Source organism: Vibrio sp. 1F263, from assembly GCF_041439035.1.
GTDB lineage: Bacteria > Pseudomonadota > Gammaproteobacteria > Enterobacterales > Vibrionaceae > Vibrio > Vibrio tasmaniensis_A.
In genome coordinates this window covers 79,764-104,137 of the sequence record NZ_JBGONI010000005.1, presented here as the reverse complement: position 1 = coordinate 104,137, position 24,374 = coordinate 79,764, and the positions used below count along the sequence as shown (strand labels likewise).

At 43.1% G+C, this 24,374-nt stretch carries 16 protein-coding genes; 13 read left to right on the top strand and 3 right to left on the bottom strand.

Annotated features, from left to right (window positions below):
* Positions 1-10: 10 nt before the first annotated feature.
* The 8 genes from ACED25_RS05110 (at position 11) to ACED25_RS05075 (ending at position 12,768) form a co-directional block, all read left to right on the top strand.
* The gene (locus ACED25_RS05110; protein WP_371694788.1) at positions 11-853 is read left to right on the top strand and encodes a LytR/AlgR family response regulator transcription factor; all 843 of its coding nucleotides are present in this window, start codon (positions 11-13) and stop codon (positions 851-853) included.
* A gap of 212 nt (positions 854-1,065) precedes the next feature.
* Complete coding sequence (locus ACED25_RS05105) at positions 1,066-3,828, top strand: M16 family metallopeptidase (protein ID WP_371694787.1); 2,763 nt, start codon at positions 1,066-1,068, stop codon at positions 3,826-3,828.
* Positions 3,829-4,154: 326 nt separating this feature from the next.
* Positions 4,155-6,935: an insulinase family protein gene (locus ACED25_RS05100; protein ID WP_371694786.1), complete on the top strand. Its 2,781-nt coding sequence runs from the start codon at positions 4,155-4,157 to the stop codon at positions 6,933-6,935.
* Positions 6,936-7,225: 290 nt separating this feature from the next.
* Positions 7,226-7,708: a hypothetical protein gene (locus ACED25_RS05095; protein ID WP_371694785.1), complete on the top strand. Its 483-nt coding sequence runs from the start codon at positions 7,226-7,228 to the stop codon at positions 7,706-7,708.
* A gap of 273 nt (positions 7,709-7,981) precedes the next feature.
* A complete protein-coding gene (gene secD, locus ACED25_RS05090; RefSeq protein ID WP_371694784.1) occupies positions 7,982-9,781 on the top strand; it encodes a protein translocase subunit SecD in 1,800 nt (599 codons plus the stop codon).
* A gap of 2 nt (positions 9,782-9,783) precedes the next feature.
* Positions 9,784-10,722, top strand: coding sequence for a protein translocase subunit SecF (gene secF, locus ACED25_RS05085; RefSeq protein ID WP_017102207.1), 939 nt, complete (start codon positions 9,784-9,786; stop codon positions 10,720-10,722).
* Positions 10,723-10,954: 232 nt separating this feature from the next.
* Positions 10,955-11,821 (top strand): 23S rRNA (adenine(2030)-N(6))-methyltransferase RlmJ, encoded by an 867-nt coding sequence (gene rlmJ, locus ACED25_RS05080; RefSeq protein ID WP_012601255.1) that lies wholly within the window; start codon positions 10,955-10,957, stop codon positions 11,819-11,821.
* Positions 11,822-12,423: 602 nt separating this feature from the next.
* Entirely contained in the window at positions 12,424-12,768 is a 345-nt protein-coding gene (locus ACED25_RS05075; RefSeq protein ID WP_371694783.1) for a type II restriction endonuclease, read from the top strand.
* Positions 12,769-12,816: 48 nt separating this feature from the next.
* On the opposite strand, the gene dcm is transcribed toward ACED25_RS05075, so the two are convergent.
* On the bottom strand, positions 12,817-14,199 hold the full coding sequence (gene dcm / locus ACED25_RS05070) for a DNA (cytosine-5-)-methyltransferase (protein WP_371694782.1): 1,383 nt from the start codon (positions 14,197-14,199) through the stop codon (positions 12,817-12,819).
* Between the two features lie 52 nt (positions 14,200-14,251).
* On the opposite strand from dcm, the gene ACED25_RS05065 reads away from it, so the two are divergent.
* From ACED25_RS05065 to ACED25_RS05045, 5 genes are all read left to right on the top strand, one after another.
* Positions 14,252-16,102 (top strand): DEAD/DEAH box helicase, encoded by a 1,851-nt coding sequence (locus tag ACED25_RS05065; protein ID WP_371694781.1) that lies wholly within the window; start codon positions 14,252-14,254, stop codon positions 16,100-16,102.
* Positions 16,099-17,688 carry an ATP-binding protein gene (locus ACED25_RS05060; RefSeq protein ID WP_269335351.1) on the top strand — a complete coding sequence of 530 codons (1,590 nt, stop codon included), beginning with the start codon at positions 16,099-16,101 and terminating at the stop codon, positions 17,686-17,688. The genes ACED25_RS05065 and ACED25_RS05060 overlap by 4 nt, the downstream gene beginning before the upstream one ends.
* The gene (locus tag ACED25_RS05055) at positions 17,685-18,608 is read left to right on the top strand and encodes a hypothetical protein (RefSeq protein WP_371694780.1); all 924 of its coding nucleotides are present in this window, start codon (positions 17,685-17,687) and stop codon (positions 18,606-18,608) included. Before ACED25_RS05060 ends, ACED25_RS05055 begins: the two co-directional genes overlap by 4 nt.
* Positions 18,609-18,911: 303 nt before the next feature.
* Entirely contained in the window at positions 18,912-20,609 is a 1,698-nt protein-coding gene (locus tag ACED25_RS05050; RefSeq protein WP_371694779.1) for an AAA family ATPase, read from the top strand.
* Positions 20,596-21,873: an LlaJI family restriction endonuclease gene (locus ACED25_RS05045; RefSeq protein WP_371694778.1), complete on the top strand. Its 1,278-nt coding sequence runs from the start codon at positions 20,596-20,598 to the stop codon at positions 21,871-21,873. The genes ACED25_RS05050 and ACED25_RS05045 overlap by 14 nt, the downstream gene beginning before the upstream one ends.
* Before the next feature lie 127 nt (positions 21,874-22,000).
* Here ACED25_RS05045 and ACED25_RS05040 read toward each other — a convergent pair whose 3' ends face one another.
* Positions 22,001-23,110, bottom strand: a complete 1,110-nt coding sequence (locus ACED25_RS05040; RefSeq protein ID WP_371694777.1) for an alkene reductase — start codon at positions 23,108-23,110, stop codon at positions 22,001-22,003.
* 52 nt (positions 23,111-23,162) lie between these two features.
* The gene (locus ACED25_RS05035) at positions 23,163-24,371 is read right to left on the bottom strand and encodes an MFS transporter (protein WP_371694776.1); all 1,209 of its coding nucleotides are present in this window, start codon (positions 24,369-24,371) and stop codon (positions 23,163-23,165) included.
* Positions 24,372-24,374 lie beyond the last annotated feature (3 nt).

Sequence of the window (24,374 nt, the reverse complement as noted above, 5' to 3'; positions counted from 1 at the left end):
AGGACTAACCATGAACAACCCAGCAATACAGCCGAGCGTAACGGCGATTATCGCAGACGATGAAGCACTGTTAAGGCACCACCTAGACAAGAGCCTTGCTGAGGTTTGGCCGGAGCTGGAGATCGTCAGCAAGGCACAAAACGGTTTGGAGGCGATGCAGAGTATTCAGCAGCTTAAGCCCGACGTGGCGTTTCTCGATATTCGTATGCCTGAGCTGGATGGAATCTCGCTGGCGAAACAATTGAACAAGCTAGATTCGCCGCCATTGATTGTGTTCATTACGGCTTATGACGAATACGCAGTTAAAGCCTTTGAACATAATGCGATGGATTACCTGCTTAAGCCAATCAATGAAGAGCGCTTACTGGCGACATGCCAGAAGGTGCAAGCGCGTCTGTCGAGCAATCAAACACAATCAGGTATTACGCCAGAACAGCCCGATATCACGGCGTTAATGGCTCAGCTTCAACAGTTATCAAAATCGACTTCACAACAACCTCCCTATCGATCGCAGCAAAAGCACCTCACATGGCTCAAAGCCAGTGTCGGGGAAGACATCCACCTTATCGCCGTCGATGATGTTGCTTACTTCAAAGCGGAAGACAAGTACGTGTCTATATTCAAAAAAGGCCAAGGCGGTTTGCTAGAGGAGTTTATTCTTCGCGTGTCGCTAAAAGAGCTGATTGCGCAGCTTAACCCAGATGAGTTTTGGCAGATCCACCGCTCGGTGGTGGTGAAAGTGTCAGCCATTGATAAAGTGAAGAAAGGGCTTTCAGGCCAGATGTCTGCTTATGTGTCAGGAGAGAAGTTACCGATCAGCCGCGCTTCGCAAGCTCTTTTTAAAGGGATGTGAGAAACCTGTTTAAGGGAATTTAATAAATCAGTTTTAAGGGATGTGAAATCACCCGATCTATAACCTATGACTATCAGATTGTGTAATTTATAAAGTTGACAGTTTCATGCATGTTTAGATTGTCTCTCAAAATTTAAATGACTGAATTTATATGAAATTATTATGCTATTGCGATCGGATATATTGGAGGAAAGCCCTTCAAAGAGATCGTTATGAAAGCATACTATTTAGTCGTCGTATTGAGCTCCACATTGCTAGGTTGCAGCTCTACTCCTCAACAACAAACGTTATTGAAATCCGATCCATACTGGGTCAAAGGAGAGTTAGATAACGGATTAACCTACCATGTCTACCCTGACCAAGAACAACCTGTCTCGGTACGCTTACTCGTGCATGCCGGATCTTTGCAAGAGAGCGAACAACAGAAAGGGTACGCCCACTTTGTTGAGCATATGGCGTTTAATGGCAGCAAGAACTTTTCAGGAAATGAGGTGGTCGAGCTATTTGAGCAATCTGGTGCCAGCTTTGGTGCAGACTTAAATGCTTACACCTCTTACCAAGAAACCCTCTATAAGTTAGATCTACCTGACAATAAGAATTTAGATAAAGCGCTGGCTTGGTTTAGAGACATTGGCGATGGTTTATTGCTGTCCGAAGCTGAAATCGAAAAAGAGAAAGGTGTGATACTTGGAGAGTTTCGATACACGCGAGTTGAAGATAAACCTCTCTCGTTTAAGTTCTACGATCATCTGGTTGAAGGGACGACTTACCAAAGTAACGATCCTATTGGCAATAAAGAATCCGTTTCTAAAGCGAATGTTCAAGAATTAAAGAACTATTACCAAACCTGGTATCAACCTCAGTTAACCGAAGTGATTGTCTCTGGTGATATCACATTGGCAGAAGTGATCCCTTTGATTGAAGATACTTTCTCTGATTGGCAAAGAGGCACAACACCGGTTCCCGTGAAGAACACGTCAGTGGATTACAATACTCAAGATTTTGTGGCGTATGGATCTGGTGTCGAGCCACCGAGCATCGGGATAGTCATTGACCGTGGGGAAAGAGTGATACAGAGCCATGAGCAACAACATCAGCTTTGGTTAGATGATATTGCTCAACAACTTATCCAACAAAGGTTGAATTCTGACTTTGTTGACGCTGCGTTACCTGTGCAGTGGGCTGCTTCAACACCCTACTTATTAGAATACCAAAGGTATTCGATTACTACCGTCGGTTTTCCTGTTAATAGCCGAGAGCAAAGTCAGCAGCAGTTTGTTTCTACTCTCGCCTCTTTGCGTGATTATGGCGTAAGTGAATATGAGTTGGCGAGTGTGCTTCAGCAATACCAAGCGAACCTCGATGACATTCAATTAAACTGGGATCAAATGGATGCTGTGGCTCATGCTGATGGTAAATCGACAGCATTGGTGATTAACCAACCCGTTCAATCACAGCTTGATTATAAGTCGAGCTTGAAAACGTTTCTTGCGAATACGGATCTCGAGGCCGTGAATGATAACTTAGATGATTTGCTTTCCAGCCCTTATATTTTGGGGTTAGGTTTATCGTCTAAGGAAGACATGCTAGCAATGGATAACGAGCTAAAAGATGTCAGAAAAGCCTATGAAAAGAATGGTAACAAGCCACTGCTCGTTACCGCAAGTTCTGCGTTTAGCGTGCCAGAATCTCAAGGCGACATTGTGAAACAAATTCAGGTGAGTGAGGATCCTAACTTACAACAATGGACATTGAGCAATGGTATCGAGGTTTGGTATTTACGAAACCCTGAGGTGGGTAATAATGTTGGTGTTTATTATGCGAGTGAAGGTGGAAAAGCAGCCCTAGATTCTTCTTTATTTCCTGCGTCAGAGGTGGCGATTTCAGCATCGATCCGTAGTGGTGTTGGTAAATTCAGTGGATCGGAATTAAATACCCATTTGAAACGCAAAGACATCCAAATTTATTCCTTCATCAACTTTACTCATCATGGGCTGGAAATAAGCACTAAGAAAAAGACGCTCGCAGAAGGCTTAGCTGCGCTGTATACCATTGTGACCGCACCTAAAATTGACAGCGATCAGCTTGAGGCTGTGAAATCTGAATTTGCACAAGATCGCACGGCTTATCTAGAAACCCCAGTGGGTCAGTTTATGAAAATGGTTAACCATAATAGCTATCAAGATAGCAGTCGTCATATCATGCTGGAAAGTGAAGATATTGAAGCCGTGACATCTCAAGATATACTTGACGTTCAGCACCAACTCTTTCAGAAGTTAAGAGACAATACGCTTGTCATCGTTGCTGATATTAAGCCATCTGAAATTAAGCCTCTCGTACGCCAATATGTTGCTTCATTGCCATTGGAAGCCGTTGTGTCTCCTGATTATCAAGTTGCCTATAGCACTGATTCGAAAGAACGAATCGATATATCGATCAATAATGAAGACAGCAGCCAGTACTTATTGCGTATTATTTCTCAGCAAGCTCGAGAGAAAACAGCAAAGGATGTGTTCATGGACGATATGCTGCAGCGCGTGTTGTCGAGCCGCCTAACGGCTTATGTTCGCGAAGAATTAGGCTTGGATTATGCGCCTTTTGTGTATTCGGTATCTCAAGACAGTGAGCCAAGTTATGACTGGTTGGTCGGCTCTTTAGCTGCGCCTGAGAACTCAGATAAGATAGAACAGGCGATTGATAAAGTTATTGCTGAAGCCGTTAAAGGCATTTCTGAAGATGAGACTCGAACCGCTGCTAAACAGCTAGTGGCTGACCTCACGCCACTTCAATATAAGCCTACTCAACAAGCTTGGTTTATTTCACGTTACTTAATTCATGACTATGGTGTTGAGGCACTGTTTGACTTACAGGGAACGACAGATTCAATTTCTAGTAAAGATATGACGGAGTATGCTAAAGAAATTTTTGGAGATAACAGCTACCAGTTGAAGAACTTGTTAAGGCCAAAAAGTTAAGCCCATTGAGAGAGTGACCTTGTAGAAAAGTCGCTTTCAACCTTAAATCTAAGATATCGAACCTAAGCCAAATGCACCGTCATTTGGCTTTTTTATTTGGGTTAGGGTTAGTCTTTAAACTCGTTACTTTTTAATTCATCACTTTCAAGCTTGTCACTTTTAAACTAGTTACTGACTTTTAAATGCTCGTAATTTGCGCCTTATATAACTGAGTGCAATTTATAAAATAAAGATCTAGATCACAAAGATACTCATCCGGTTCAATATTAAATAATAATCGTTAACTCAAGCTGTATATTGTCGATGAATGACATTAAGAGGTTGTTATGAAAACATATTATTTAGCGACGGCAGTATGCCTTACCCTGGTTGGCTGTAGTTCAACATCAAAAACGACTGACACCTTCATCCAACCGGACCCGGCTTGGACTTCAGGCCAACTAGAGAATGGCTTTACCTACCATGTTTATCCTGATCATGAAGCGCCAGTTTCTGTTCGCTTAGTCGTACATGCAGGCTCTATTCAAGAAACTCGTCAACAAGAAGGTTATGCGCATTTTGTCGAACACATGGCATTTAATGGCAGTAAGAACTTCTCGCAAAACGATGTGATTCGCCTATTTGAAGATGCAGGTGCTAGTTTTGGGGCTGATATTAATGCCTACACCTCTTATGAAGAGACGGTATATCAGCTAGATTTACCCGATAACGTCCAATTACAGTCTGCCCTAACGTGGATGCGAGACATCGGTGATGGATTGGATCTCGCCAGTTCAGAAGTTGAAAAAGAAAAAGGTGTGGTTCTTGGGGAGTTTCGTATGGCTCACCTTGATGATAAGTCATTCCCTGAAGTGTTTTATGACCACTTTATTGAAGGTGGACCGTATCAATCTCAAGACGCATTGGGAACTAAAGAATCGGTTGTAAATGCTACTTCTCAAACCCTAAACAACTTTTACCAGACTTGGTATCAACCACAAATCGTAGAGCTTGTTGTTTCAGGTGATGTGGATATCGAAACCGTGATCCCATTAATTGAAGCGAAGTTTTCTAGTTGGCAGCGTGGTGAAACGCCTAAACCAATGAAACAGACAGTCACCACTTTCAACGAAGGTGACTATGTTGAGTATACGAAGAGAGAAGCCCCAAGTATTTCACTGACGTTTAACCGAGGTTCAAACATCATTGAAACTCACGATCAACAGCACCAACGTTGGTTGGATGAAACCTCCCAGTTATTGATTCAGCAACGACTTGAGGCGGTATTTAATGATGCGGCTTTGCCGACTCAATGGATAGCGTCAGACAGTCTTGAAATGGGTGCTCTGCTTTATTCATCTACAAGTATTGGATTCCCTGTTGGAAGTCGTGAAGTGACTCAGCAAAAGATGCTCTCGACGTTGGCATCATTGCGGGATTACGGCGTGTCGAAAGCGGAGATCGTCGGTGAGCAGCACTATTACCAAAACTTACTCGATAATATTGAGGATGACTGGGATAAAGAAGACGGTGTTGATCACGCGAACAATAAAGCAAGTGCGTTAGTGACTGGTCGAATCGTTCAATCACAGAAAGATTATCAGACCAGCATGGGAGATTTCATTTCCAACTTCAGTCTTGAAGTGATTAATGACAACATAAAAAGCATACTTTCTGGTGATTATTTCATGATCATTGGCATGAATAAGACTGAAAATAGAGCCGCAATCAATAACTCGTTAGAGAGCTTAAAAGCCACTTATAGCGACATGGGCACCGCGCCGTTGGTTGCTGCGGCGGGCGGTGCTTTTGCGGTACCGAGTTCGCAAGGCGATGTTGTGTTGGTTGAACAAGTATCTGTCGACCCATACATTCAAAAATGGACGTTAAGTAATGGCATTGATATGTGGTACTTACGTGACTCACTGGCGAATGATGATGTTGGCGTGATGTACATGAGTTTGGGTGGGAAGGCTGCTTTGGAGCCAAGCTTATACCCAGCGGTTGAGGTTGCATTGCCTACTTTTGCTCGAAGTGGTGTGGGTGATTTGACCGGTTCTGAACTTCAAGCGTACCTTGACCGTGAAAATATTCAAGCCGATTCTTTTATAGGCAATACTCGTCATGGTGTTGAATTTAATATCAAAAAAGATGGGCTAAAAGATACGTTTGCTGCGCTTTATACTTTCATAACCGCGCCTAAAATAAGTCCCGAGCAGCTAGAAGCTGTGAAGCAGGAGTTTGTACAAGGTCAAGAATCGTTCTTGAGCAGCCCTGTTGGCCAGTTTGAACGTGCAATAAACCAAAATATTTATCGTCAAGAAAGCCGTCACCTCTTTGTTAATAAAGACCGTGTTGAAGTGGTTTCTGTGGAAGATATCAGCCACCTTCATCAGCAACTGTTTGGTCAAATGAGGCATAACCAATTGGTGATCGTTGGTGATATTAATCCAAGCGTATTGAAGCCTTTGGTTCAGCAATATTTGGCTTCTATTCCATTAGAAAAAGCTCTAGTCCCTGACTTTAAGGTGGCTTACAAGCAACCATCAGAACCACGCATTGATTTAGCCATCAACAACGTGAATAGCGCGGAGTACGTCTTAAGAGTCATTGCTGAACCTAGTACTGTAACCACGGTTGAAAAAGTTGTTACGTCAAAAGATATCTTCATGGAAAGCATACTGGAACGTTTGTTAGCGACTCGCTTAGATACCTATATTCGTGAAGAGTTGAGCTTAGATTACTCGCCTTATACATTCTCAGCGTCAGCAGACAGTGAGTTGAGTAACGAGTGGGTTGTCGGTGCGATGATAGCGCCAGAGAACGTTGATAAAGTGGAAGTGGCGATTGATAAAGTGATTGCAGACCTTCTACAAGGCGTTTCTGAAGAGGAAATGCGAGCGGTTGTGAAACAGTTTGAAGCAGACTTCACGCCTCTTGAGATGAGCTCTATTGACCAAGCGTGGTATGTGTCTCGTTATCTACTTCATGGTTACGATATCGAAGCCTTGTCTCAAGTTGAGCGCGTGGCGAGATCGATATCCACTGAAGATATGAATGATCTAATACAGCGTATTTTTGGTGAGAACAGCCGTAAGGTTAAGAACATCATGCGTCCTAAAGCCTAAAGCCTAAAGCCTAAAGCCTAAAGCCTAACGTAGAGCGTGAAAACGATAGCCAAAAGTGCTTTGACAAATACCCCATTAAAGCCAAGCATTCATTGCTTGGCTTTTTGTTTTTTGACGACTTTGTATGCGTGAATACAGCGCTAGGAGGTCAGCAATTGTCAGCGTAGTGTCAAATGTGTTCGGTTGTGTTTCTAAATCAATTGTAACTTTCATAGCTGTTATATATTGTCGCAGTGTTTACCATTCAGGATTATTGTTAATTGCTTAAACTAGGTACCCGATTAGTCTTAATGTTGTTTTTACTGAGCTTTGGCTTAGTGAATTCTAACGGCTATTCGTTTCCTTCTAAGCCATTCCAAGTTCATTCGGCTCAAGAGCAATCTTCGCAGAATGAACAATCTTCCTCGATAAAACAGTGTAAACAAGCCACTACGGATAATCCGTCGAGCTACTTAGAGTGCGATAAGGTTCCGTTTGGTACCGTGCCTTATGGTGACAGTTCCAACTATCATGACACCGAGTCGAGCCTCCAAGCTGCAAACTTCAGACGTATGCTCAGTAACGAGCAAGAAAGCGTGGCCGACCTTGAGCCTGCTTATCATCTACTGATCGACTTCTCTCCCCCTTCAATACTGGCTTCTCTGCTCTTCAACACGCCGTTGTTGGATTCCAAGCAGCACTGGACCAGTATTGTGAGTTCTCCGTCCTCCCGGCTTTCTGGGTGGAAAGAGGGCAACATTCAATACTCGCATTTCCGAGAACTTCTTAGCTAATCGTTTGACCTTAAGTTGGTCGTATCGATGATCGCCTCGCGCTCATTGAACTCGCCAATTAACTCAATATAGCGACACACAATTATTAGCCTCACTATGACTCAATCAGCTTGTTTTGGTTGTGACTAGTTGTCGTTCGTGTTCGCAAAACATTAGTTATACCAATCGCAGTAAATAACTGGCCATCCTAGCTGGTTAAAACGCTCGATCACTGCTTTTTCCCGGCGCTATTTTTGAGCACGTGTTTACGGTGATTGGTAAAAAGAAGAGATCTTGACTGTGAAAAAACGCATTCCAAGAAAACAAATTAACCACTACTCAAAGTGGAAATACGTGGTGCTTATCGCCACCATCATCATCATGATTCTAAGCGCTCTACCTTCTTGGTTTGGTGAAGACGCCTCGGTTCAAATCAGTAACCGCTCTGAGCAGACGATCGACGCCACTCAAATTACTCAATACCTTGCGAGCGAAGGCATCCAAGCCAAATCAGCCTTTCAAAAAGACAAACGTTTAGTGGTGATCTTAGAAGACGCTGAGCAACAAGCGAAAGCCAAAGAAGTGCTTAATGAGCGCTTCCTCGACAACGCGACGGTTGCGCTTGCTATGGAGCCAGCAGCACCTAAATGGCTGACTGACATGGGCTTTGCACCGATTCAGTTAGGTCTTGATTTACGTGGTGGTGTGCAGTTCTTATTAGAAGTGGACATGGAACCGGTTTACCACGCACAAGCGCAAGCGATGGTCGATGAGGTGACCAGTCAGGTGCGTTATGCACGTGGTAAAGTGGTCAACAACCAAGTTCAGTTTGATTTCCGTACCGACGCCGATTTCGAAAAAGCACAAAAGCTGATTCGTGAAGAGTTCCCACATTGGCTACGTGATCGTTCAGATAAGTCACTGACGTTAACTCAGTCTGAAGAAGAGCAAAGAACGCTACGCAACCTAACCGTTCAACAAAACCTGCAAATCATGCGCAGCCGTATTGAAGAATTAGGCATCACAGAAGCATCGATTCAACGCCAAGGTGAAAGCCGTATTCGTATTGAATTGCCAGGTGTTCAAGACCCTGCAGCAGCAAAAGACGTGATTGGTGCAACCGCATCTTTGGCGTTTTACTCTGTTTACGACAATGCAACTCGTAATACTCAAACGCTAAAAGATACAGATGGTAACCGTGTCGTTGTCGCTCGCAAAGCAGTACTGAGCGGTGAACACATTATCGATGCTCGTAGTGGCATTGGTGAGATGGGCAGCGCAGAAGTAAACATTACCCTAGATTCTTCTGGTGGTAAGAAAATGTCTGAGTTTTCACGCCATAACATCGGTAAGCCAATGGCAACCGTGTACAGCGAATACAGTCGTGATAGAGCGGGCAACAGCAAGCAAGACAGTGAAGTGATCAGTGTGGCAAACATCCAGTCTCAACTGGGTAGTCGTTTCAGAATTACTGGTGCTGGCAGCTTGGCTGAAGCGCAAGAGCTTGCGTTACTGCTGCGTGCGGGTTCATTGACTGCGCCAGTGACCATCATTGAAGAACGTACTATTGGCCCATCTTTGGGTGCTGAAAACGTAACTAACGGCTTTGCTGCTTTGGCACTTGGCCTTGGCCTTACGCTAACGTTTATGGCGCTATGGTACCGCCGTCTTGGTTGGGTCGCGAACTGCGCATTGGTGGTTAACATGACCACATTGTTTGGTTTGATTGCGCTGCTACCGGGTGCGGTATTAACTCTGCCGGGTATTGCGGGTTTAGTACTGACCGTCGGTATGGCGGTAGATACCAATGTGCTTATCTTCGAGCGTATTCGAGACAAGATGAAAGAAGGGCGCAGCTTTGCTAGCTCTATCGACCGTGGTTTCGATAGCGCATTCTCGTCAATTTTCGATGCTAACGTCACCACCATGATCGTTGCTGTGGCTCTATATACCATTGGTAATGGACCGATTCAGGGCTTCGCTCTGACACTGGGCTTAGGTCTTCTAACCAGTATGTTCACAGGCATTTTTGCTTCACGAGCGATCATCAATTTGGTTTGGGGGCGTGACCAACGCCACGACGTAAGGATTTAAGCATGAGTACTTCAAAAATGACTATTTCAGACCGCTATATTTCAGATAAAAACATGACTCGCCTTCGTAAGGTGATGTCTGTGATTTCTATTGTGCTGTTCATGAGCTCTGTGATGCTGGTGGCAGTGAAAGGTTTTAACTGGGGTTTGGACTTTACTGGCGGTGTGGTTGCCGAGGTTCAACTCTCTGATCAAGTAACCAAAGATGCGTTAAAAACCAAGCTCGACACTGCTTTTCAACAAGACGTTCAAGTGGTTGGTATGGCAGAACAGGATCGCTGGACAATTCGTTACAGCCAACTGACAGACGCTCCACAGCCAAACTTAGTTGATGCTTTGTCTTCTGTGAGCGACCAAGTAAAAGTGCTTAACAGCAGCGTGGTTGGCCCTCAAGTGGGTCAAGACATGGTTGACCAAGGTGGCTTGGCGGTATTGGTGTGTTTCCTAATGATTATGCTGTACCTGAGTGTACGTTTTGAATGGCGTTTGGCACTTGGTGCTCTTGCTGCAATCATTTACGACGTGACGCTTATTTTAGGTTTGTTCGCCTTTACTCAGTTTGAGTTCAACCTGACTGTATTAGCGGCCGTGTTGGCGATTTTGGGTTACTCATTGAATGACTCGATCATCATTGCTGACCGTGTTCGTGAAATGCTGCGCGGCAATCCAAACGGTGATACTGACAACCTGCTTAACGAATCAGTTAAAGCGACCTTCTCACGCACCATGGTGACTTCAGGAACAACTCTAATTACCGTCTCTGCGCTTTGGCTACTGGGTGGCGCGGCACTGCAAGGTTTCGCTATTGCACTCGTTGTGGGTATTGTCAGCGGTACGTGGTCCTCCATTTCAGTAGGCATCACCCTACCTAAATTACTTGGATTGCAGCCTTGTCACTATCAGGTGAAACCAGTAATCGAAGTTGAGGGTGAGTATCCTTAGTTTCCTGATTGCTTAAGTTTTCTAATTAGATAGCGCTCAGCCTTAGTCCTCATTGACTAACGAGTGAGTTCAGCAAAGCCTTTCGTTTGTAGCAAGACGAAGGGCTTTATTTTTTATAAGAGTCAGTCAGTTAGTTAAAAGAGAGGCTATTTCAAAAAACAATGGATTGAGCAGGCAAGCCCTCATTATATGAAGTATGTTTATATGACGTCAGTAGAAATGAGGCAAGGTAATGGAATATCGACATCAATGTCATGTAGGCGACCACGGTGATGCACTCAAGCATCCAGTATTGAGTGCACTGGTTCAATCATTAATGCAGCAACACTCTCGCCTCAATGTTATCGACACGCATTCAGGCACAGGGTGTTATGACCTCACCACAGCGCCAAGCAATCACGCGGGTGAGTTCGCTGAAGGGGTCGGGTACTTGTGGCGAAACAAAGCTTATCTTCCTCCAGCATTCGCTTCTTTTATGTCGGTGCTGGAATACTACAATCCGAATCAACTTATCTCTCTCTATCCGGGCTCAGCAGCCATCACTTACCAACAAGGCCGCAGCCAAGATAGTTTCTATTTTTCAGACATTCAGCAAGATGAAGCTGATTTACTGCAAACTAATATTGAGACGTTACAACGTGACCTTGATGTTTCAAGCAAGCTCACTATTACTGCAGGTGATGGGCTCAAAGCGCTGCCTGATGATGTAGCAAAACACGATAATCATCACCTGATTGTTATCGATCCTCCCTATGAAACCGATTCTGAATATCTCGCAGTGATTGATGCCTTGGTTAAAGCGTATCAACAATCAGAAAAGGTATCTGCACTGATTTGGTACCCGCTTTACACGGATGACAAGAGCTCACTGATTCTGAATCACTGTGTTACTGCAGTGAAAGATGGTTTGCTGCCAAGTCCAATTAAGTCGGAGCTTCGCCTTCGAGACCCGAAAGGGGATGATCGCCTAATCGGCAGTGGTTTGTTGTTATTCAATCCACCACAAGGCATTTCAGGAATAGTCGCAGATACGCTTGATTATTTACACTGCCAACTCTCGACCAATGGTGAAGGCTATTGGCAAATGAGAAGCCTATAGATCTGATTTTTATGGGTTTTATGATGATTTTCGAGATGTAGATCGCTAAATCATTTCAATCTGTATGGTTTAAATTGACCAAACTCTAACTTTTATCGATTGATTTATCGCGATGAATCATATAAAAATAGTACATCAATGCGCACAGGTGCATACTGGCTCATAAGTTAAATAATTACCCCAATTAATATCAGATTGTGGTTTACCCCCTAAACTGCATAAGGCTCGCACTAGTCACGCGAGCCTTTCTTTTGCCTGTCGAAAATGTTTACAACAGATTCTTTTCTATTTTTATAATGACGACAATCGTAGTCATGTTAGCTCCCACTTATCGCAAACACGAAGAAAATGAAAAATGCAGGAACGTCCTTCAGTTCACTTTTTTGAAAGATGCTTACTCAGTGCTTGAGATCATTTAAGTGTTTTTAACTTTTCTCCCAGAAGCTGTAGGCTGTTTCGACAAGAGGTGCCTCAGAGTAATGCATCGAGTTCAGTGTATTAGGTTATAGAAAGAACGTTAATAAAGCATGAGGAGATGACTCTTGATATTTGCTTTAATAACCCCATCTATATGAAGGATAAAGATAAAAGGAATGATTCTAATGATAAAAGCCCTTAGCCTGAACCCTGCATGTATTAAGACACTATCAGCTGTAGAAGCTGAGCCAAACCGCTCGAATCAGCACGAGCTTAATGGTGTAGTACAGCTAAAGAGTATATTGGGTTTGTCTCGACAATCTTTTGATGCCCGTTTTTCTATTCGAGGCCAAGATGGATACGTAGCAAGCAGTGTTACTTGGTATGATGCTCGAGAAAGTCACCCGACACGTTCAGAGTACCGCCTTTACTTCCAAACTAATGAGGTTATGAACCGTGCTCAAGAAGGGAGCACTCTAATCTTAGGTTTGGATGCATCTGGGGGGTTTTGGATAGAGTTAATTGTGTAATGACCAATAAAAAAAGGTAAGCCCCTTTGGGGCTTATCTTTAATTGGCTTAGCTAGCTTGGCGTTGCTCGCCCACCAACTTTTCAGCTGCCGTTAGTGTCTTGATCATTTGCTCAGCTACGGCATGGATTACATTCATACAAACTGAGTTACCAAACTGCTGATACACTTGGTTTTGTGAAACGGCATCAACCTTAAAGCTTTCAGGAAAACCTTGTAACCTAGCGCACTCGCGTGGCGTTAGCTTGCGTGGGTTTTTATTGAGCTGGGCTTGGTCAATGAGTATCTCTGAACCATCTTTATAGTATCGAGCACTGATGGTATTCGTGTACTCACTCTCTGCATTGAAAAGTGAATAACCAAACCCGTTGCCTTTGGTCTTATGTCCTTCCTTTCGCTTTTGATGTCCTTCCCATAGTCTATCTGAAATAGTAAAACGGTCTTTACCATGCTCTGCATGATCAGCAGCCAATTCCTCTGGTGTTTGTAGGATGTCTCCAACACGTGTTGGTGTCTTTGGCGGCTCAGGCCAATTGAACATATCGCCGAAATTTACGCCTGGGAACTGGTCCTTATCAAAACCAATTATGAACACTCGCTCTCGGTTCTGAGGTGCACCAAAGTCACCTGCTCGTAATACGCGTACATCAACCCAGTAGTTCAACTCATCTTGCAACGCACGTCGTGCTTCTTCACTCATAGGCACATCTTCTGGGATCTGTTGTTCATGTTTCCCTTGTAAGATATCCATGATCGTTTTTAGTGTACGACCTTTGTCATGCCCTCTGAGCTGTTTGACGTTTTCAAGTAAAAAAGCTTTGGGTCTCTTTAATGCCAAAATTTTCTGGACCTCAAAGAACATCGTACCTCGTGTATCACTGAATCCTTGTTTTAGACCTGCTTGAGAGAAGGCTTGGCATGGAAAACCACCTAAAAGGATTTCATGATCATCGATCTCTTCAGCTGAGATCTTAGTGATATCACCATTTGGCATGTCGCCATAGTTAGCTAAGTAAGTTTTTTGGGCGAATTTATCCCATTCTGAGGTGAAAACACAATGACCGCCTAACTGCTGAAATGGGTAGCGGATACCACCAATACCAGCAAAAAGATCGATAAAACGAAAGCTTGCGTCTTCTATTTTTCCTTGTTTTAAAGGGGCATTATCGTAGAACCTTTTCATTTCATCTTCTAGGTCGATAATTTTACCCCACTTAAGAGGTGAAGGTTTATGCTCTCCAGCTTCCCAACCACGAATTGTTCGTTCGCCGTCTTTGCCTAGACCTATCAAATTTGCTAGCTCGCGCTGCCCTAAACCAAGTCTATCTCTTAACTCTTTGATATAATGGGAGGTATTCAATTTGTGCACCATATTTCTCAATTGATATCCGGTTTTTGCCCCGGTGATAGTGTGCACTGTATATTTAGACATACATAATTGCAAGTGGTTATCCGGTTTTTAACCCTGTAAACAGGAAGTGAGAATGGCTTATATAATTAAAAATGGGATGGTTGAGCACAATGATGTTTTTTTGGAAGCTGAACACCTATTTAAGCTGGGGAGAATATCAGCCAACTCTGACGGTGTTGAGGTTGGGTTAGTTATTTCTAAGCGCCCGGCTCAAATCCATTTTAAATTTGAAACAGAACCAGCCCCTAATTTTGTTTTGTTTTTTCGTGGAAAACCATTAGATAAAGAACAAACACATTCGTTGGTTAAGTATGGCTACTTCATATCTGATGGTAAAAGAGTGCATTTTGTTAGCTCCCGCATCAATGAGCACCTAGCTATCGCTTTTGGTGACTTACCGCTACCTAAGTTGATGAAACTTCTTCGTTCCTTACATTTAGAAGCGTTGATTGATGAGTTCCCAGCTCACTTAATTGAAATGCTGAGAGATAATCAGAAGAAACAAGCTCATCATGAAAAGCTATTCGTGCAATCGTTGTATCCGTATCAAGAAGAAGGGGTCAACTGGCTAAGTTTTTGTTCTGAAAACGGCGTGGGAACTATTCTTGCCGATGATATGGGATTAGGCAAGACAGCCCAAGTGATTGCGCTGTGTTGCGATGTCTTAGAGAAGAATCCTAACAGTAAAATTTTAATCGTCGTTCCAAATCCCTTACTCGACAACTGGGTTAGAGAGTTCCAGTTTTTTGCCCCAAGTATTGTTCCATACCTTCATTATGGAAAACATCGTCGTGGTGTCGCTTCCGCTTTTGATGAGCATAATGTCGTGGTTACTCCTTACACGACAATGTCTTCAGATATTACTATGTTTGAAGACATGTATTTTGACCTCGCTCTGTTTGACGAAGCGAGTATGTTAAAAAAACCTAAATCGAGCCGTTCCTTGTCTGCTCGTCGATTGAATGTTGGTGTAACCGTTGCTATGTCTGGGACCCCAGTTGAAAACAGCTTAATGGATGCATGGGCGTTAACGGACCTAGTATTTGAAGGCTTTTTAGGGGTGCAAGATAGCTTTAAGAGTCGATATGTTCATTCTGATTTGTCTGAGACACTCAATAAGAATTTAGAAGAGCTTGAGAGTAGTTTGCGTCAAATTACTTTACGCAGAATGAAAAAAGATGTGTTGGAGCAATTACCAGAAAAGCTTGATATACACACCGCCGTTTCTATGGGAGAAGTTGAAAAAGCACAGTATGAATCGTTGATTGATGAGATGCAGAGAGATAATCAAAACGGTGGTGGTGGGATCCTTCCATTAATAAATAAACTCCAGCAATTTACAGCTCACCCAGCACTTATCAACCCTACAATACCTAATGATGTTAGATCTCTTATTAAGCATAGCGCTAAGTTCGAGTTACTTATGATCCAATTGGATAAAATTGTACAAGCTGGTGAGAAGGTTATTATTTTTGCAACTTTCCAAAAGGCTATTGACTTAATACAAGGTGCGATACGCGAAAGGTATGGCATATTGCCTGGGGTTATTGATGGTCGCACACCCAATGATGAGCGTCAGCCACTTATTGATACCTTCTCTTCCTCAAAAGGCTTTGACGTTTTGTTACTGCACCCTCGAACGGCAGGTATGGGGCTCAATATTACAGCCGCAACTAATGTGATTCACTACTGCCGTCAGTGGAACCCTGCACTTGAAGAGCAAGCGACGGCAAGGGCTTGGCGAAATGGTCAAAAATTCATAGTGAATGTTTATTACATGTACTACGCAGGTACTATTGAAGAAAAGATCGATGAACGCATCCGTCTAAAGCAGCAGCTCAGTGAACGTGTTGTTTCAGTTACCGATGATAAAGAAACAGACAAGCAGATAATGCTAGAGTATTTGGAAACGTTAGGTTTATGAATCAAAAAATAGAACTACCAGAAGAAGATGATTTTCGCCCGTCAGCGGCTCGATTAGTCGAAAGTTTACGTGATACCGGTTATAGCAAAGAGGCTGCATTTTCGGACATTATTGACAATTCAATAGCGGCTAATGCAACTCAAATTGAAGTCGAACTCCAGTATATGTATGGAGAGTTCAGAGTCATCATTAGCGATAATGGTGATGGGATGTCAGAAGAACAACTACGAAATGCAATGCGTTATGGTTCGCCACGCCGTGACAATCCTAAATCGTTAGGTAAGTTCGGTATGGGGCTAAAGACAGCATCGACAGCATTTTGTCGCCGTCTTGTAGTGCTATCCCATCAGAATGGTAACAACGTCGGTCGAGCGTGGGATATAGATAAAATTATCGCTTCGGATCGCTGGGAGTTAGAAACTCCAGATGAAGATGATTATTACGATGATTTTGAGGTATTGAGTAGTTTTTCAAATACTAGCGGCACCATGATTATTTGGGAGAATATAGACCGTTTAGTTAAGTCTGGCAGTGAAAAGCAAATGCGAGAGCAGATTAAGTCTCTTGGTAAAGACCTTTCTTTAGAGCTAAGCGCAGTATTCTTCAAGTTTTTGAACTCTGGTGAAGTCACCATTTCAATGAAAGTTGGAGATAGCCCAGCCGTAAACTTAAAGGGTTGGGATCCTCTCTGCTCCCAATTTGTAACTAAGGACGGTGTGCGTTCTCGTATATTGAAAGAGAGGTCCGTACAAATTGAGGGCGATAAAAATCTTAGCTTTACCGTAAAAGGCGGTGTTATTCCTTCTCTAAATGAATTGAATTCTGATGAGCAAGACTACGTCCGTTATGGCCTCGATAATCAAGGGCTTTACATCTATCGAGAAGGTCGCCTTATCTGGCACGATGGCTGGCCACATCGTATGTATAAAAAAGAAAGTAAGATCACACGTCTTCGAGTTGAGTTGAATTTCAGCCACGAATTAGATGAAGTGTTCAGCATCGACTTTCGCAAGAGTCGTGTCATTATCCCTGCCGAAATCAGAAAAGAGTTACAGCAGCTCATTTCTCCTTGGCGTCAAGAGTTGACTAAAGGGCAAGAACGCTTAACTTCTGCAAATACTAAGCGGGCGCACGGCCCTGCCGATAAAGCGATTGATAAACATAAAAAGTACACCAAGAACTCTGAAATTAAAGTTGATGGTGACACGGTAACGATCCGCAATCAAAATCAGATGAAACCGATCGTGATTCAGGGGATTCGTGTCTATGATGACAAAGCCGTTCGTGTACATGAGGAAGATTCATTACTGGGTGATTGCTTATGGGAGCCTTCATGTGATGACGAAGGAAATACATGCGTCACCCTTGGCAAGTCACACCCTTACTTCCATAAGATGTATAACGTTTGCAAAGATAATGCCGAGGCCATGAAAGCCTTGGATATGCTGCTGTGGAGTTTATCAAATGCTGAGCACGGTGAGTTCTCTGATGCTAACAAGCATACGTTGAATGGATTTCGCCAAAAGGTAAGTCAAACACTACGCCATTTGAGTATCGAGCTTCCAGATGTGGAGGAGGATGAATGAGTTACCAATATGATCTATTCGACTTTAAACGTTATTTGAATGATAAAAACCCAAAGTATCGAGTGGACGGTCTGATTTTTTGGAAGACAACAATTCCTATTCCTATAGATTTGTTCAACCGGATTTTTAATGAATCAGATCATATTGTTACCGATTACGTTTACCAGCTAGCGGCAAGTGCTGTGGCATTTAGCCACCAAGAGCAATTTGAAAGCATCTTTGAGGTTGCAGTTACAGACCTACCTAAAGGCGACTTAAAGAAAAAGCATGTCGCCTTGCTAGATTGGCTCAATGAGCAATTACCAGAACGATCCGAAATTACCCGTATGGCTTACGAGGTCGCAGATACCTTAGGACTTGAAGCGTTCATATTCTCTACAGAAAAAGTGGCAGAAGCACTTCAACACCAAGGAAAAAAATATGCTCGTATCTTTATGCCTGAAGCGGTAAAAGCACATTACACTTTGATACTAGGTTGCGAGAGTGTTGGTACCGCTAACATGGATATGTTTGGCAATATTATTGCGGATCGTTATGGTATTTACAGAGCTGGATTTGGTGATGCTTTAGTAGCTATTTTTAATGGGTTGTTGGACTTCCGTATCCTTTGCTCTGGTCGAGGAGAGCATTTGAGCAACTACAGAATAGTTGCTCCTCTGATCGAAGATATTGATGTTCGCCTAGCTAAAACAAGTGATGGTTCGCTATGGGAACCTGGATATGAAGATGACCACTATATTACTCTAAATAATGAACACCCTCTTATACGTAACCTGTCGGAAGAGCAATCAAGGCCGTTAGCCGAGTGTCTGTTTTTTATGGGGGAGTTTGAGAACGGCCAGTTTTCAGACACCAACAAGAAACTGATAGAAAACTTACGTCAAGAGGTCTCGCGTAGCCTTTGGATTAAGCACGATTAACTTCAATGCAGCTGCCTTAGGGTAGCTGTATTTTTATTTAGGAATTAGAAAGTAATGCTTTCAAAAATTAACACGGTTGGTGAATGGTATAAGAGTGAGTCGGAGTCAAGCTGGCATTTTGATGAGTTTTCGTTTACAGAAGAGGTCAAGAGTGCTTTTAGTAACCTCGACTTGGATCTTGAGATCTTCGAGCATTCAGCTCGAATTAAGATTACAAACAATAAAAACCATTGCTATATTCCTAGCCACTACTTCCTATATGCACTAAAGCTCCAACCTTTAGTTTCTCTGCTTAGTAACTACATGGCTGTCTTTGACCAAGTAAAAAGCTCGGTAAAGACAGCAGTTGATTTTCATAATTTAATTAATAGCTCTTCACCATCAAACCCAGTATTAACCTCGTTAGATCCTTATAGCCGAGATAATTTTTTAAATGCATTCCGTTTGAAAGCTAATCGATTGGGCGGGAAAGATATTATTAACGATGACAAAACTAAAGGGAAAAAATATCGTTCACAAGATGATTTTATGAGCTCAATCTTGCTGAAAGCGTTGCCTGTCCCAGATGCAAGCTCTGGTGTACTTGGTGATTTGCTTTATGCGTTCTCCAAATCCCCATCAGCTTACCAAGCTCTTATGGATAACTACTCTCCAGCTATTCCATACCTCTTTAGGTCAACAAGTGGCGATGAGTTGATGTTTAGGATCTTATCGACACTTGGATGGCAAGGTAAATTGGATGCTGAATTAACTCCATCCTCATCAGGGTTTGCTGATTGGGGATCAATCGATAAAGCATTTTTGTTTAGACCTACCTCTATATTGGGTCACGCAGAATATGTTGAAGAGCCGATTCACTATCATTTACCTTCACACCAGTATGTATATGTTAAAACAGGCTTACTTGATACTGATGAATTAAGAGCAAGTGTCTCTGATCTTATCTCTAGGCTGTGGAACAACATGTCTATTCAGAAAGATGATGATGTGTTTTTCTTTAAGTCTTTTCTTCGCTTTGACTTGAAAGCCCCTGCATTTACCGGTGCGAGCAATAAAATCTTTTATGGTGCGCCTGGAACAGGTAAGAGCCATCACATTCATAATGTAGAGTGTGATGGTGCTAATAAAATCGTGACGGTTTTTCACCCTGACACTCAGTACAGTGACTTTGTTGGTGCCCTTAAACCTAACATGGCAACAGATGAAAACGGAAAACCCTACGTTGCTTACCAATTCCGACCAGGGCCGTTTACTAAAGCACTAATAGAAGCGAAATCTCACCCGTCTAAACATGTCTGCTTAGTAATTGAAGAGTTGAACCGAGCACCGGCAGCTGCTGTCTTTGGGGAGCTATTCCAACTATTGGATAGAGAGGATGATGGTGAAAGTACTTACAAGATTGATGCGTCAGACCCTGACATGTTGTCTTACATCAACCAATCTCTTGATAAGGTCGGTATAGCAAATATTAAACAGTTGGAAATACCGGCTAACCTTTCCTTATTAGCCACTATGAACAGTAGTGATCAGGCAGTAATGCCTTTAGATACAGCATTCAAACGACGCTGGCGTTTCAAGTTTATTGATATTGATTTTTCTCATGTCGATGTCCCAAACTACGACTTTCACTTATCAACTCAAAGTGGTGTATATAGAATTTCTTGGCCAAATTTTGCTTCAATCATTAATGATGTATTGGTTGAAGCTCACGTTGCTGAAGATCGCCTACTAGGTCCTTTCTTTGTGAAAAAAGATGAAATAGAAACAGCTGAATCGGCAAAAGAAACCCTTAGCAGTAAGGTGTTTGTTTATCTTTGGGATGATGTACTTCGTCATTTAGGGCATACAAAAATTTTCTCTTCTAAATATAAAACGTTCGGTAAATTATCAAGCGAATTCAAAAAAAATATGGCTGTATTTAATTTGTTAATTGAAGAGAAAATTGAAAAGGAAGGCCGAAAAATTGAGGTGGCTGAGGCACTAGAAAATGCAGTTGAATAATATATTGTACTTATCTGATCGTAGTTTCCTTGAAGACCCATCGATTCCTCGAAGCGTATTGGATGAGTTGCAAAATCAGGGGCTGATTGCCCCTGATATGAGGAGGATACATTTTTGTGGAGTAGTGCCTTACAGCGATGGTATAGCTGTTTTTTTACCGCGTAACCATCTTGTATCAATAGAAGATGGTGGCATTGCTGGCTATTATCTGGTCCAAGCTCTACTAAAATATTATCAAGATAAAGATAGTGGCATTTATGCTCAAGAGAACGGTACTGAAGTGATAGGTGGTCGTGCCTTATCTTTAGCGATCTCGCTCATTGATGACTATCGATCGAATGGCTTATATGTACGTCGAGTGAAAGAGAATACAGTTAATTCTGGGAAAGTTAATTGGTCGCGTACTATTGCACGTAGTTCATCATATCCGGCTAATAGTGGATCTGTTTATTTGGAATTACACTCATCTCGTGCTAAGTACCTTACACACTGTGAAACAGCGAAGATACATGCAGAGGTTGTCAAAGAATTACTATCAGATTATGGATCTTTATGGTTTGGTACTTTTTCTCATTCCGACCTGAAAGTGGAGTCTCTTGTTAGTTCCATTGGGAGTACTGAAGCCAAACTCTTATATCTTGAACAGCAATTGCAGCTTAGTTATTCTGAAAGAGATATGTTTTTGATAAAAGCCCTAATCAAATATCTTAGAGTAAAAAAGGGCAATGAGGTTAACTGTGTATTAATTGGTGTGCGTAAATTTCACAACTTATGGGAGTCAATGCTCGATCAGTGTTTGATTGGTAAATATCCAGTAAATAGCAAGTTACCTGTTCCTATCTACCAGACGAATGAAGGTGATTTTATTACCGTAGCTCAAAAAGGTCAGAGGACAGATACCGTTCTGAAGCATGAACAAGAGAACAAATTTGCAGTCGTCGACGCAAAATACTACGGCGCGACTTCACCATCGACTGCTCCTGGCTGGTCGGATTTAGTTAAACAGTTTTTCTACCAGCAGGCAATTCATGAGCTTGAAGGAAAAGATACTCCTGTATCTAATCACTTCATATTTCCAGGTAGCACGCAAAAACTAAAGTCAGCACATGTTGCAAAAAGAGGCGTTGATGTTCGTTCTGTAGATGAATGTATTCCTCGATATGCGACGATTCACTGCCACTATCAGGACCCTGTTCGATTATTAGAAGCTTATGTGAAATGTGAGAAGTTGACTCAATTAACTCAGGAAATATTCAATTCATAATAAAAAAGCCACATGACGTGGCTTTTTGTCTAGCTGCAAGAGCTAGATTTACTTTAATTTGGCAGAATTAGTCTATCATAGTTTTCAAGGGTTCGCTTTCAGTGAATATTACTCTCTAAGCATTCTTCTACGATGTAGTGTGAGACTCCGCCAGCGCTGGGTAATCGGTATAGCCTTTTTCGTTGCCGCCGAACAGAGTGGCGCCATCAAGATCGGATAGTTCACTGCCGTTTTGTAGGCGTGATACGAGATCTGGGTTAGCTACGAATGGGCGACCAAATGCGACGAGGTCGGCGTAGCCTTTGCTTAACACTTCTTCGGCGCGTTCTGGTGTGTAGCTGCCAGCGACGATGATTGTGTTAGAGAATAGTTCTCTTAGCTCTACACGGAAGCTTTCAGGTATCACAGGCGCGTCATCCCAGTCTGCTTCTGATAGGTGCAAGTAAGCGATATCACGTGCTTGCAGTTCCTTTGACGCTTCTAAAATCGTTGGCACGATGTCTGGACAATTCATGTCTTTGAAGGTGATAAACGGGGCTAAACGTACACCCACTTTATCGGCACCAATCGCATCAATGACTGCATCCACTACTTCGATTAGAAAACGAAGTCGGTTCTCGCGGCTGCCGCCATAGTTGTCGGTGCGCTTGTTTGAATTTGTTCTTAAGAATTGATCGATAAGGTAGCCATTACCACCGTGGATCTCGACGCCATTGAACCCTGCCTCGACCGCTTTTTTTGCTGATTCCGCAAAATCTTGAACCACACGATCGATATCGGCTTGGGTCATTTCTCTTGGTTGAATGCAATCCACCATGTTGCCATTTCCATTCTCATCAGAAATCCAAACTTGAGTTTCTACCGGAGCCAGTGCCGAAGGCGCGATTGGCAGTTCACCTTTTTGGAAGGTTGGATGAGATACGCGCCCCACATGCCATAGTTGGCAGAATATCGCTGCGCCTTGTTTTTTAGCGGCAGAGGTGACACCTTGCCAGCCTTTCACTTGTTCGCTTGTGTAAACGCCGGGTGTGAATGAGTACCCTTGAGAGTCATCTGAGATTTGTGTCGCTTCAGTGATGATTAGCCCTGCACTGGCACGTTGTTGGTAGTAAGTCGCCATCATTTCATTTGGCACGTTTCCAGGTTGGCTAGTGCGAGCGCGTGTCATGGGCGCCATAACCACACGGTTTTGTAGTTCTAGATCTTTGAGTTCTGCTGTTTCGAATAATTTGCTCATGGTATTTACCTTGTGTCGGTCATGTGTTGATTGATTTAGCGTGCGGTGGTCACTATTTCGATTCCGCAGGGTTGAAGATAGAGTCGTTTTGTGGCTTTTCAGCTCGGTTGGCTTTTGCAATAAGCAACAAACCAATCACTGGGACAACAACGGCTGCGAATGGAATCATTCCTGCGCCTAGTTGGCTGTCGAGTACCATGCCGCCTAAGAAGCCACCGAAGGCATTGGCCAAGTTAAACGCTGAGATATTCGCGGTTGCTGCTAGCTCTTGGCCTTCGCCACCGTGGTTCATTACTCGAAGCTGCATAGCAGGAACGTTCGCAAATGATGCAATACCAAAGACAAATGCAGCTGCAACGAATAGGATTTTGTTGTCTACCACAAGGCCAACCACCACCAATGACACGATCATCGCGATAGCCCAAAACATCGATGCTTTGCCTAAATCTTTGTCAGAAGAGCGTCCGCCCAAGGTGTTACCGATGATTAAGCCGACGCCAACAATCACTAAGATCCAAGTTACTGATTCTTGACCGTAACCCGTGATGTGCATAGCGATAGGCGCAAGGTAGCCGTAAAGCGTCATGAAGCCAGACCAAGCAAAAGCGGTGATCGCCAAGCTGATAAGCAGCATTGGATTTTTGAACGCCAACAGCTGAGTTTTGATGTCTCTCGCTTCGCTGTGACCCGTTGATTTGATAGATGTCAGGATAGAAATCATCGCAATCGTGCCAAGTGCCGCCACAGTATAGAAGGTGGTGTGCCAACCGAATTGCAAGCTCACCCAAGTACCTGCGGGAACCCCAAGAACGTTAGCGAGCGTTAAGCCAGCAAACATCTGACCAACAGCACGACCTGCCATTTTCTCAGACACTAAATTGGTCGCGACAACGGCACCTATGCCATAGAAAGGACCTTGCACTAAGCCTGCGATAACGCGGCTTGCAAGTAGAAGTGGGTAGCTAGGAGCTAAGGCTGACAAGATATTACCGATGATGAACAAAGCCATTAAGCCAATCAGTACCATCTTCTTGTTAAAACGTGCGAGGTAGATGGTTAAGATCGGGCCACCAATAACGATAGCCAATGCGTAAGCACTGATTAGGTATCCGGCTTGACCTTCGGTGATCGAAAGGGATGTGGCAATTTGTGGAAGGATGCCTGCAATAACAAACTCAGCGGTGCCGATGGCAAAAGCTGCGAGTGTCAGTATCCAAACTTGGAATGGGATCTTTTCTTTATGGATCGCTTCTGATTTCATAGT

What these genes read in the sequence shown, in the direction of transcription:
- ACED25_RS05105 (WP_371694787.1), top strand. Translation starts at nt 1,066, where the DNA reads ATGAAAGCATACTATTTAGTCGTCGTATTGAGCTCCACATTGCTAGGT.
- ACED25_RS05035 (WP_371694776.1), bottom strand. Translation starts at nt 24,371, where the DNA reads ATGAAATCAGAAGCGATCCATAAAGAAAAGATCCCATTCCAAGTTTGG.
- ACED25_RS05095 (WP_371694785.1), top strand. Translation starts at nt 7,226, where the DNA reads ATGTTGTTTTTACTGAGCTTTGGCTTAGTGAATTCTAACGGCTATTCG.
- ACED25_RS05045 (WP_371694778.1), top strand. Translation starts at nt 20,596, where the DNA reads ATGCAGTTGAATAATATATTGTACTTATCTGATCGTAGTTTCCTTGAA.
- ACED25_RS05050 (WP_371694779.1), top strand. Translation starts at nt 18,912, where the DNA reads ATGGCTGTCTTTGACCAAGTAAAAAGCTCGGTAAAGACAGCAGTTGAT.
- ACED25_RS05075 (WP_371694783.1), top strand. Translation starts at nt 12,424, where the DNA reads ATGATAAAAGCCCTTAGCCTGAACCCTGCATGTATTAAGACACTATCA.
- secF (WP_017102207.1), top strand. Translation starts at nt 9,784, where the DNA reads ATGAGTACTTCAAAAATGACTATTTCAGACCGCTATATTTCAGATAAA.
- dcm (WP_371694782.1), bottom strand. Translation starts at nt 14,199, where the DNA reads ATGTCTAAATATACAGTGCACACTATCACCGGGGCAAAAACCGGATAT.
- ACED25_RS05040 (WP_371694777.1), bottom strand. Translation starts at nt 23,110, where the DNA reads ATGAGCAAATTATTCGAAACAGCAGAACTCAAAGATCTAGAACTACAA.
- ACED25_RS05055 (WP_371694780.1), top strand. Translation starts at nt 17,685, where the DNA reads ATGAGTTACCAATATGATCTATTCGACTTTAAACGTTATTTGAATGAT.
- rlmJ (WP_012601255.1), top strand. Translation starts at nt 10,955, where the DNA reads ATGGAATATCGACATCAATGTCATGTAGGCGACCACGGTGATGCACTC.
- ACED25_RS05110 (WP_371694788.1), top strand. Translation starts at nt 11, where the DNA reads ATGAACAACCCAGCAATACAGCCGAGCGTAACGGCGATTATCGCAGAC.
- ACED25_RS05100 (WP_371694786.1), top strand. Translation starts at nt 4,155, where the DNA reads ATGAAAACATATTATTTAGCGACGGCAGTATGCCTTACCCTGGTTGGC.
- ACED25_RS05060 (WP_269335351.1), top strand. Translation starts at nt 16,099, where the DNA reads ATGAATCAAAAAATAGAACTACCAGAAGAAGATGATTTTCGCCCGTCA.
- ACED25_RS05065 (WP_371694781.1), top strand. Translation starts at nt 14,252, where the DNA reads ATGGCTTATATAATTAAAAATGGGATGGTTGAGCACAATGATGTTTTT.